12 protein-coding genes and 1 pseudogene are annotated in these 11,077 nt (G+C 35.1%); 8 read left to right on the top strand and 5 right to left on the bottom strand.

Annotated elements, in window-relative coordinates:
- The first annotated feature begins 278 nt into the window (after window positions 1–278).
- The 6 genes from V7183_RS23125 to V7183_RS23100 all read left to right on the top strand — a co-directional run bounded on the left by V7183_RS23125 (window position 279) and on the right by V7183_RS23100 (window position 4,715).
- Window positions 279–662, top strand: a complete 384-nt coding sequence (locus V7183_RS23125) for a VOC family protein (protein ID WP_335360977.1) — start codon at window positions 279–281, stop codon at window positions 660–662.
- A gap of 13 nt (window positions 663–675) precedes the next feature.
- Window positions 676–1,218 carry a GNAT family N-acetyltransferase gene (locus V7183_RS23120; RefSeq protein WP_097898835.1) on the top strand — a complete coding sequence of 181 codons (543 nt, stop codon included), beginning with the start codon at window positions 676–678 and terminating at the stop codon, window positions 1,216–1,218.
- A complete protein-coding gene (locus V7183_RS23115) occupies window positions 1,218–1,802 on the top strand; it encodes a kinase (RefSeq protein ID WP_335360976.1) in 585 nt (194 codons plus the stop codon). The genes V7183_RS23120 and V7183_RS23115 overlap by 1 nt, the downstream gene beginning before the upstream one ends.
- A 152-nt stretch (window positions 1,803–1,954) precedes the next feature.
- The gene (locus V7183_RS23110; protein WP_335360975.1) at window positions 1,955–2,998 is read left to right on the top strand and encodes an ArsR/SmtB family transcription factor; all 1,044 of its coding nucleotides are present in this window, start codon (window positions 1,955–1,957) and stop codon (window positions 2,996–2,998) included.
- A gap of 93 nt (window positions 2,999–3,091) precedes the next feature.
- Window positions 3,092–4,306 (top strand): MFS transporter, encoded by a 1,215-nt coding sequence (locus V7183_RS23105; protein ID WP_335360974.1) that lies wholly within the window; start codon window positions 3,092–3,094, stop codon window positions 4,304–4,306.
- Between the two features lie 82 nt (window positions 4,307–4,388).
- Window positions 4,389–4,715, top strand: coding sequence for an antibiotic biosynthesis monooxygenase family protein (locus tag V7183_RS23100; RefSeq protein WP_335360973.1), 327 nt, complete (start codon window positions 4,389–4,391; stop codon window positions 4,713–4,715).
- Window positions 4,716–4,817: 102 nt separating this feature from the next.
- Here V7183_RS23100 and V7183_RS23095 read toward each other — a convergent pair whose 3' ends face one another.
- The 5 genes from V7183_RS23095 to V7183_RS23075 form a co-directional block, all read right to left on the bottom strand.
- Window positions 4,818–5,420 (bottom strand): hypothetical protein, encoded by a 603-nt coding sequence (locus V7183_RS23095; RefSeq protein ID WP_335360972.1) that lies wholly within the window; start codon window positions 5,418–5,420, stop codon window positions 4,818–4,820.
- A gap of 106 nt (window positions 5,421–5,526) precedes the next feature.
- Complete coding sequence (gene lsrF, locus V7183_RS23090) at window positions 5,527–6,309, bottom strand: 3-hydroxy-5-phosphonooxypentane-2,4-dione thiolase (RefSeq protein ID WP_335360971.1); 783 nt, start codon at window positions 6,307–6,309, stop codon at window positions 5,527–5,529.
- 6 nt (window positions 6,310–6,315) lie between these two features.
- Window positions 6,316–6,678 (bottom strand): cupin domain-containing protein, encoded by a 363-nt coding sequence (locus V7183_RS23085; RefSeq protein ID WP_097898842.1) that lies wholly within the window; start codon window positions 6,676–6,678, stop codon window positions 6,316–6,318.
- Window positions 6,679–6,703: 25 nt separating this feature from the next.
- Complete coding sequence (gene lsrK / locus V7183_RS23080; protein WP_335360970.1) at window positions 6,704–8,266, bottom strand: autoinducer-2 kinase; 1,563 nt, start codon at window positions 8,264–8,266, stop codon at window positions 6,704–6,706.
- Window positions 8,266–9,216, bottom strand: a complete 951-nt coding sequence (locus V7183_RS23075; RefSeq protein ID WP_335360969.1) for a sugar-binding transcriptional regulator — start codon at window positions 9,214–9,216, stop codon at window positions 8,266–8,268. The genes lsrK and V7183_RS23075 overlap by 1 nt, the downstream gene beginning before the upstream one ends.
- 179 nt (window positions 9,217–9,395) lie before the next feature.
- On the opposite strand from V7183_RS23075, the gene V7183_RS23070 reads away from it, so the two are divergent.
- Together V7183_RS23070 and V7183_RS23065 are read left to right on the top strand one after the other, a co-directional pair.
- A complete protein-coding gene (locus tag V7183_RS23070) occupies window positions 9,396–10,889 on the top strand; it encodes a sugar ABC transporter ATP-binding protein (RefSeq protein WP_335360968.1) in 1,494 nt (497 codons plus the stop codon).
- A pseudogene (locus tag V7183_RS23065) lies at window positions 10,886–11,077 on the top strand (ABC transporter permease subunit); the annotation flags it as partial. The gene V7183_RS23070 and the pseudogene V7183_RS23065, both read left to right, overlap by 4 nt.

The raw sequence follows: 11,077 nt of genomic DNA, 5'->3' as shown, positions 1-11,077 counted from the left end.
GGTGCTATAGGAATTTCGTTTGGTTTATGCAGTTGTTGTTAAAAACTTTCTCAATATGAATAAGGATAGTATTGTATCTAAAGATATTTAAAATTCAGAAAAAATAAAATATAATTAGTGTATGAACTGGTTATGTCCAAACCAATCTCCTGTTTTATGCCAACTTGCTTGAGACCGAGAAATCGGTCTTATTTTTTTGTTATTTATAATTGGATAGAAACAAGGTTTTTTAAACCTTTTGTCGAATTTTTAGAAGGGGATTTGAAAGGGGAATGAGAATGAATTTAAAAATGAAATACGTCATTTTATACGTAGAGAATTATGAAGAATGTCTACAATTTTACAAAGATATTTTACAGTTACCAATAAAAGGTGAACATGGTACATACATTGAATTTGATACCGGTGCCGCTATTTTAGCGATGAATAGTAGAGAGGACGTAAGGGAGTTAACAGGATTATCGATTCCAAATGATACATCAGAATCCTCTAACTTTGAAATTGGATTTGTTGTGGAAGATGTTAACGAAACAATTTCGAGATTTAGAGAACAAGGTGTAAAGGTATTAGTGGAACCAATAACGAAACCATGGGGACAAACGATTGCTTATGTTTCTGACCCAGATGGTAACTATATTGAAATTTGTAGTTCATTAGAGTAGAAGGAGAAAGAAAATGAAGTTTCCAAATATAGAAACAGAGCGTTTAGTATTAAGAGAACTAACATTATTGGATGCAGAAGCGATGTTTCGTTATTTTGAAAAGGAATCTGTCATACGTTATTTCGGAATGGACTCTTTTCAAAATATGGAACAGGTGAAAAATATGATTCAGACTTTTAGAAAAAGGTATGAAGAGGGTAATGTTTTACGCTGGGCGATCGAGTTAAAAGGAACAAATCAATTAATCGGTACATGTGGATTTCATTTAATGAATCAAAATCATAAGCGGGCTGAGATTGGTTATGAACTAGATGATACATATTGGGGAAAAGGATATGCATCTGAGGCTTTACAAGCAATTCTTACATATGGATTTGAAACGCTAAAATTAATCCGAATCGCAGCAGTTGTTTATACAGAAAATGAAGCTTCGCATAAATTACTGAAAAAGGCTGGATTTAAAGAAGAAGGATTACTTCGAAAATATATGATTCAAAATGATGTTGCTCATGATACTGTAATCTATTCATTACTGGAAGAAGAGTGGAAGAGATAATGGATGTAAATGCAGTAGTAAAAGTCATTGCTGAAAATACAAGTAATCGGTTTGTTGTAGGTGTAGATGGTCTAAGTCGTTCAGGGAAAACAACACTAGTGAAGAAACTGGAAGATGAGTTAAAAAAAGAAGGTATTCCGTTTCATATTTTCCATATTGATGATCATATTGTAGAACGTAATAAACGTTATAATACTGCACATGAAGAATGGTATGAATACTATAAATTACAGTGGGATGTTGAGTGGCTACAGCAAAACTTTTTTAACAAACTAAGGTTGGAAAATCAGTTCAGTCTTCCGTTCTATGATCATAAAACGGACTCATGTAAGATGCGAGAAATAATAGTTCCTGGCTTTTGCATTATCGTAATTGAAGGAGTTTTTCTTCAGCGTAAAGAATGGAGGGAATTCTTTGATTATATGGTGTATTTAGACTGTCCAAGAGAACAAAGGTTTCTTCGTGAAAGTGAGGAGACACAAAAGAATCTTTCAAAGTTTGAAAATAGATATTGGAAAGCAGAGGATTTTTATTTGAAAATGGAATGTCCAAAACAAAGAGCTGATTTGGTTATGAGAGGATAGTGCTTGATATCATATGATCAATGCAGAAAAGACGCATGGATAGTTTTTATCTATGCGTCTTTTTTTATGAAATATTAAAAATTCTAAAATCACAGAAGGTTAAATTCGATATTTATAGAATTTAAGTAATGACAAAATAAGGAGGGGGAAAAATGGAAGTATTGAATTTGACAAGTAGAAAAAGAGAAACATATGACGTTCAAATAAAGTACTCATTACTTTTTGAATGTGCACTTGGAATTGCGGCGATTACGCATAAAAAACTTATTGATACGTTAGAGAAATCTCAAAGTGAGTGGGAAGAGATTAGAGAAACATTATCAATGGAGATGTTAGAGCATTTACATTTTGTAGAGAAACATAATACGTGGAAAGCGTTGTTACAACTACTGTATCAAAAAGATTTTAGCGATTTATCGCAGTTTATTGAGCATATAAACGCGCTATCAGAGGTGGATTTAAAGTATGTATGTCTTCCATTTGTAGGAGATAAATATCAAGAAACAAGAAGGAAGGCAGCAAACAGAGAAGGGCAAGCGGTGCAGGAATTAAAAGAGATAACCCGCAATCATCAATTTTACTCGACTTATATTGAGTTTATATGTAACGCGGACATACAGTTACTTAAAGAACATCTTATTGCTGTTATGACAGGATGGTATGAAGCTGTTATTGCCCCTGAAGCAGACAAGCTACTTTGTATACTACACCAGGATTATGAAACGAAATGTAAAATGAATGAAAAGATGAAATCAGAAGCATTTGTTGAGTGGGCAACAGGTGGTGTTACATATTCTCCAGAGCCAAGCGTACATCATGTTCTGCTTATCCCTCAGTTAACCTACAGACCTTGGAATATTGAAGCGGATATTGAAGATACAAAAGTATTTCATTACCCACTCGCAAATGAAAGCATAAATCCAGAAGATCCATATCAGCCAAGTTATTTTTTAGTTCATAAACATAGGGCGTTAGGCGATGAAGCGAGATTGCGCATTGTAAAATTATTGTTTGAAAAAGATCGTACATTGCAAGAGATAACGGAACGATTAAATATTGGAAAATCGACAATTCATCATCATTTGAAAATTTTAAGATCAGCGAAGTTAGTTGATATTCAAGAAGCAAAATATGTTTTGAAAAAGAAAGCATTAGAGGCTATATCGAAAGAGTTAGAACTTTATTTGAATAGGTAATAATGAATGTTCAAGAATTCATCTAATGAGAAGAAACTATCCTTAGAGCATACACAATAGAAGGAAAGATAAATAGAAAAGTTGGTGTGGCTAGTGGGAAATATATTAAGAAATCGATCATTTTTCTTTATGTGGATTGGTAGTGCAATTTCAGAATTAGGTGGTTCTTTTGGAACTTTATGTAACTCTATTCTTGTGTATCAATTAACAGGTTCTAAAACGGCATTAGGAAGCATGTGGTTACTGTATCTGATCCCGTCACTCCTTTTACAACTTATAATTGGACCTTTTATCGATAAGTGGAGTAGAAAGTGGATTATGATTTTATCGCAGTGGGCTCGTGGATTTGCCTTTTTACTACCTCTTACAATGCTGAGCGTTAACAATATAGAAGTTTGGCACGTTTATGTTGTACAAATGATAGTTGGACTGATTACACCTCTTTATGTGCCAGCAAGTCAAGCGATTACACCAACAATTGTGAATAAGGAGCAGTTACAGACGGCTAATGCGTATATTGATGGGATGGCTCGACTTATGATGTTTTTAGCTCCTGTATTGGGCGGGATTGTTATAGAGTTTATAGGAGTAAAACTAACTTTATTTTTCGTTTGTTTATTTCTATTTATAAGTGGTGCTTTACTATTGTTTATACAGGAACATAGAGTAGCTCAAACAGTTCGTAAAAGTTGGTTAAAGCAATCTATTGAAGGATTCACCTATTATTTCAAGCACCCCATTATCGTCTGGTTAGGTGTTTTTCTCACATTTGTTCAATTTGGAGTTGGCGTAACTATGGTTATCAATCTTCCGTATATAATAGAGGAGCTTTCGGTAGGTTATGCTGATTACGGATATTTTATGGCAGGTTTTCCCCTTGGGTATGTAATTGGTTCTATACTTGTTGGGAAAGTGCAGTACCATAGTAGACGTCTTCTAATGCTTGGAGCGTTATTGATAGGGGGAATAACATATATTTCACTGGGACTGAATCATAGCATATTTTTAGCGATTATCATTGAAGTTGTAGCGGGGGTATGTATGGCGTTTTTTAATGTTCATAACACGACAATATGTCAACAAACTGTGCCAAATGATATGATAGGAAAAATATTTTCTGTACGCTTATTTTTAATAAGAGGTGTGATGCCACTAGGTATTCTAGTTGGGGGAACATTGAGTGAAATATGGGGAGTAAGGGCGTTATATGTATTAATTGGATCTATCATATGTGTAACTTCTTTAGCTGGAATACTACTTCCATACTTTAAATTTCTTGATGAATCTATTCAAGAAAAATCAGCTTGAAATATTATAATTGAAAATGATTATCATAACTAATTATAATGGGAGAATACTAGAATATTTACATACAAAGGGAGTGGGGTATATGTTTATCGAAACGAAAACGATTACAGTGAAAGAAGGTACTTCAGATCTTGTTGTTCAACATTTTACTGGAGAAGGAATCATTGAAAAATTTGAAGGTTTTATCGACTTAAGTGTTCTTGTTAAAAAGGTGAGAAGAGGGGACGAAGAAGTCGTTGTACTGATTCGCTGGGAATCTGAAGATGCATGGAAAAACTGGGAGACAAGTGAAGAACATTTAGCTGGACATAGAGAAAGTCGCGGGAAACCAAAACCAGATCATATTATTAAAGCAGAGCATGCGGTGTATTATGTGAAGTCTTCGAAGGCTGCTTATCAACAGTCTTAAATTACTACAATTAAACATTAAAAAGAGCATTGAACCCTGGTTCAATGCTCTTTTTGATGAGATAGCTATTATATAGTTTATGGAAACTAAAATTACAGTGTATCAGTCTAACTTGATTACAAATTCAAGGTTGGCTGACTTGTCCGCAAAAGGCATGTTAGATTCTTTAAATAATAAACTGATGCCTGAAGGATTGTCAGGGAGAGGAGGTGAAACTACGAAATTAAAGCTCATATGTCCATCTGTACCACCGCCACCTTCTGTTCGACAATCATATGTGTTATTTATGGATAATTCGAAAAAACTACTTATATGTCTATTATTAAGAGTTTCATTTGTTGGATCCCAATCTATGTATAAATATATAACGCTAGCATTGGAATACTGTCTAATATAGGTTACTGTATATATACTCTCTTCATGTTCAAAGGATTTAAAAACAGGTAAATGTCTCTTGAATTTAGTTGGCTCAACATGAGGTTTAAAATAGTTTTCATCTCTCATTGATGAGAATAATGAATTTAAATAATCTGTATAAAATCCATATTTTTTTGCCCAATTAGATATAGCTTCATCAGGTGGAAATCCTGGATTTTGATTTGAAAGTTCTTTACGTTGTTTTAATAAGGAACAAATTTGTTCATCAATTTGGAATATGCGTTCATCATAATAATCTGTTGGACGTTCAAAGGGCATTCGTTTCATTGTAATTCCTCCTTTTAAATCTTATTTTAACAAAAAATGACAGACATAAATGTTACTATTTAGTCTGTCATCATTTTATAAAGGAATATTTTTTACTAGTTTCGTTTTAATTCTTCACATCTTCATATAATTCTAATGCTTCTTTTACACTCAATCCATTTTTAACAATACCATATATCGCTTGAATCATCGCAGCTGGATGTTCAGATTGCCAAATGTTCCGGCCCATATCAACTCCAATTGCCCCTTCTTGCAATGCTTGATATGTAATTGTTAAAGCATCTTCAATCGAATCTAATTTTGGTCCACCTGCAATGACGACTGGAGCAGGGCATGTGCCCGTAATTTTTTCAAATCCTTCGCAGTAATACGTTTTAATAATATCAGCACCCATCTCAACACATACGCGTGATGCAAGTGCTAAAAATCGTGCTTCTCGTTTTTGAAGTTCCTTTGCTACGGCTGTAATACCGAGAACGGGTAAGCCGTAATCATGTGCTTCAGAGACGACGTTAGCGAGATTTGTAACAGTTTGAGTTTCATAATCTGATCCAACAAAAACAGAGACCCCAACTCCTACTACATTTTGCCGCAGTGCTTCTTTAATCGGTGTAACAATAGTTTCATTTGCTAAATCTTTACCAACTACAGTTGGACCGCCAGAAACACGTAAAACCATTGGTGTTTTGCAATCTTCAGGAATGCAGGAATTGAGAACGCCACGCGTTAAAAAGAGGGAGTCTGTATAGGGAAGTAAATTTTTCACTGTTTCCAATGGTTGTTCTAATCCGTGAATTGGTCCTAGGAAGTACCCGTGATCAATCGCTAACATAACGGCTTTTCCATCAGGCAATATTGTATGTAATCGATTTTGAAATCCCCAAGTCATTGTAAATCACTCCTTTGTTAAATTTGGATTTTCTGTGTGTACAGTATCTTTTTCTTGTAAATGAGGTGACTTAATAAAGATAGCTTTAAAGATTTGATCTGAGTGGTTAATAAGATAGTGAGATTCATGAGGACGAACTTGTAAGACGTCACCTTGTTTTACAGGGACTCTTTCATTATCAATATAGAAATCAATTTCACCTTCTAGGGCATAAAAAATTTCTTCGCATGTTGTATGATAATGATTTTGAAATTCTTTTCCAGGCTGAATGACTACAATGCCAAGGTCAATGTTAGGCCCTTTCACTAAATATTTGGGACCATGGTTACCAAAGCGATAGGAGAAATCATCTTCATTTACTTTAAGCATATTGTTCACTCCTTTGTGTAATATGTTACAGTGCACCTGGTGCAATCCACATATGTGATGTGAATCCTTCATCTGCTAGGGGGAGTTGTTTTTCATAAACCGCTTTCCATATTTGATAGAATTGTTGATATAGTTTGTGATGTTCAGTATTCGGCTCATAGGTGTTTTCCCATTTTACAAATTTCTGAGAGATTGTTTCCATAGAGTCATATATTCCAGCGCCAACTCCAGCCGCAATTGCTGTTCCTAAAGCGGCCGCTTCTTTTACAACTGGTACTTTGACAGGAATCCCGAGAACATCCGCAACAATTTGTGGCCATAGTTTACCTTTTGCAGCACCACCTGCAAATATCACTTCAGAAGGAAACTTTCCTGTTAATGATTCTATTAGCTTTAAATTTCCGAGTGTTACAAATGCAGCATTTTCTTCGAGGGCGCGGAATAATTCTTTCTTTCCACATTTATCAGCATCTAAGCTTAAATTGATGAAAGAAGGTGCAGCATGACGCCAAGAGATATAATTCATTACATTTGAAAAGATAGGAATAATACCGTAAGATCCTACAGGTACTTGTTTTGCTTGTTCCTCTAGTAATTCGTAAGCATCCACACCAAGTTCATCTGCAAGCTGTTTTTCTTCCTGACAAAAGGCGTCGCGAAACCATCTCATAACGAGACCAGGAAAAAAAGAAATTGTTTCATATTGCCAAAGTGTAGGGATAGCGTGGCAATTGACACGAATACGAGCATTTGAATCAGTTTGCGGACTCGCTATATTTACTTCTTGTTGCCAAAAGCTACCTCCGCAAATAAATGTTTGTTCAGGATTTACGACTCCTGATCCGAGCGAAGCCATTTGGGCATCACCACCGCCAGCAACAACTGGTGTTCCTACTTGTAAGCCTGTGAGCTCTGCACTTTGTTTTGTTACATTACCAATAACTGTACCGGCTTCATTTACTTTTGGAGCAAATGTTAAAGTTAGGCCGCATTGTTCAGCAATCGAATTATCCCAAGTTCTATTTTGTAAATGAAATATACCAGACGTAGAGCCGTTTGACGGATCTATTTGTAACACTTTACATAACTTATAGAGAATCCAATCGTTTAACATTGTAAAGGAATGAATGTTTTTGTATATATCAGGTTGATGTTTTTGAATCCATAATAGCCTAGGTAAGGCGCCTAGTGCGAAAGTTTGCCCTGATTTGGCATATAAATCTTCTTCAAGATGAGCGCGAATTTGTTTTAATTCATTTACTTCATGAGAAGCACGACCATCAACATTAGCACATGCCCATATCTCATGACCGTCTTTATCGTATAAAACAAAACCTTCCCGCATACTTGTGGCACTAATGGCTTTAATAGAGGAAGGATTCATATTGATTTTTTGAAGTGCATCTTTTGTGCATTCTTGAACGAGTTTCCAGTTCTCTACCACATCAAAATTCATAGAACCAGGATAACGAGAGTCTGGCTTATGAATCCACTCTTTTTGACTTACAGCAAGCTGATTTCCTTTTAAATCAAAAAGGACGGCCCTTATACTGCCAGTTCCAGCGTCATAAGCTAATAGAGAAGACATTATGATTCACCTTCCTTTCTTAATAGAGAGAGGGCTGTTTCTTCATCGGTAATTAATGTATGAATGAATTCACCTTTTAAAGCTCCGTAAATTGCATCTAATTTTTCTTCACCGCCAGCTACACCGACTACATGTTTCATCGTTCGAAGAATAGAAAGTGGTGTACCAATTAGGCGATCGTGATGCGGAAGTTCTAGTAATTCTCCATGTGTATTGTAAAATTGTCCAAGAATATCTCCGACACCATTTTGACTCCGTATATAGGCCATTTCACGAAGCGTTAATTTATCTTCTTTTATAATCGTTGCATCTTGAGACAGGCCCCCAATACCAACGACTGCTGTATTGGCAAGCGAAGCGACATGTAGCATATCTTTGACTGTTGGTTCTGAAAGAATGCTTTGTGCCATTTCGGTTGAAGATGCTAAAAATGGAGTAGGAATGAGATGAAGTTCTCCTTGCATGTGATTTAAATAATTTTGTTTTCTAGGAAGATAGTGATTTACGCCACCTGTAAGGGTAACAATAGAAAGTTGCATTGATGATTCGAAATGGATGTTTTCTAGCATTTTTGATATTGTTTCTCCCCAACCAATGCCAAGTAAATCTCCGTGCTGTAAATGCGTTTCTACATATTGCGCAGCAGCTTTCCCTAAAGAACTGGGGTTATTTTCCATTGGGGTAGGAATAACAAAAGAATCTTGCAAGTGAAATCTTTTAATAAGTTCACGCTCGATACTTAGGCAATGTAAACCGGTACCTTTTACATGAAATGTAACGATGCCTTCAGCGCGTGCTTTATCTAATAACCGAACGACTTTATTTCTTGAGATGTGAAGCAATGAAGCAATTTCCTGCTGCGTTAAATGATCTTTATAGTAATACCAAGCGACTTTTGTTAACAAGTTTTCTTCAAAGTTTAGCTGTGACATCCTCTTCATCCCTTTCAACAATTGACCGATGCTTAAACATATGTGTTGGCTTTTTTGTTTATACCGATAGAGGTAGTAAAAATGTTCAAGAAAAATGTGTTCTAGATATGAAAAAAGGGATATACAATGCTACAAAACAAGTAGAACAAAAAATCATTTTCTCAAAAATTGTTCTGTATAAAGGCAGGTGACAAGATGTGGGAAATGTACCCTTATTAAAAGTGAAACAGGTAAGTAAATCTTTTTCAGATCAACTTGTGTTAAATGGGGTTACTTTGGAATTAGAACGTGGAGATGTATATGCTTTAGTAGGCGGAAATGGTGCTGGAAAATCAACATTGATGAAGATATTAACAGGTTTATACTCTTATGATACTGGGGAAATGTATGTAAAGGGAGTATTACAAAGATTTTCGAATCCAGCAGAAGCGCATTGTAATGGTGTTTATTTAATTCCACAAGAACCGTTAATTTTTCCTCATATGACAATCGAAGAAAATATATGTATCGGGATAAAAGCTGGAAAGAAAGAGCTTCGTACAAAGGTAAAAAAGTTAATAAAGAGTTTAGGGTGGAGCATAAGATTGAATGAACTTGGGGATTCATTATCAATTGCGCAGCAACAATTAGTAGAAATATTAAGAGGATTAATAAGAGAAGCTGAGATTCTTATTTTAGATGAGCCAACATCGACATTAACAACTCACGAAATAAAGAGTCTTTTTGTGCTGATGAAAAGCTTGAAGAAAAAGGGAATCGGAATGATTTATATTACGCATCGTTTTCCAGAAATCTTTGAAATTGCGAATAAAATAGCTATTTTACAAGATGGAATGATAGTAAGCCAAGGGCATGTATCAGATTATACATATGACATGTTAATGGAGGGATTACTGCCAAAAAACTATAAACATGAAGAGAAGAAAGAGGTACCTCAAAACATTATGAAATATTTTAAACAAATATTAGAGGTAACAAATTTATCGAGTTATGCATTTCAGGATATATCACTAACGGTAAATGCTGGGGAGGTTGTAGGAATTGCTGGTGTTGTTGGATCAGGTAGAACGGAATTAGCAGAAGTAATCTACGGATTAAGACCAGCAAAGGCTGGAAGTATTTTATTGAAAGGGAGTCCGGTTACAGGCTGGTCTACGAAAAGAAGATTAGATGCAGGAATTGTATATGTTCCTGAAGACCGAGCTGGAAATGGGATTTTTCCAATTGCGTCAGTTAAAGAGAATATAACGTCAGCTTCTTTGCAGCGAATGAGTAACTTTTTCTTAAATCCTACAAAAGAAAGCGCTTTAACGGAGACGTATATTCAAAAGTTCCGAATAGTTGTTCCTAATATAGATGAAAAAATGACATCTTTATCAGGTGGAAACCAACAAAAAGTTGTATTAGCCAAGTATCTTGCTTGTGAACCTAAATTAATGATTTTTGATGAACCGACACGTGGAATTGATGCGAAAGCAAGACTAGAAGTATATGAGGTAATTCAAAATTTAAAACAGTCAGGGCTTGCAATTTTATTAATTTCTTCAGATGTAGAAGAAATTGTTCAATTAGCAAATCGCGTATATGTGATGAGGAATGGGAAACTTGTGTCCCATTTAGAAGAAGGAGCAGTTTGCATAGATGAAGTTACACGCCTCGCATATGGAGGAAGGGAAGGTGTAACGGAATGAAACGCTTTTCTAACATATTTAAAACGCATGAAACGTCCATTATCATTTTATTACTTATTTATATAGCCCTTGTAGGAATGATTAATCCTAGTTTTGTTCAGTTTAATTCGCTTTCTTTAATTATGAAATCAAGTCTTATTTTAATCATACTAGCTATTGGGCAATCATTTGTATTATTTACTAAAAAT

Source organism: Bacillus sp. JJ1127, assembly GCF_036965845.1.
Classification (GTDB): Bacteria; Bacillota; Bacilli; order Bacillales; family Bacillaceae_G; genus Bacillus_A.
This window is presented reverse-complemented; position numbering and strand designations above follow the sequence as displayed.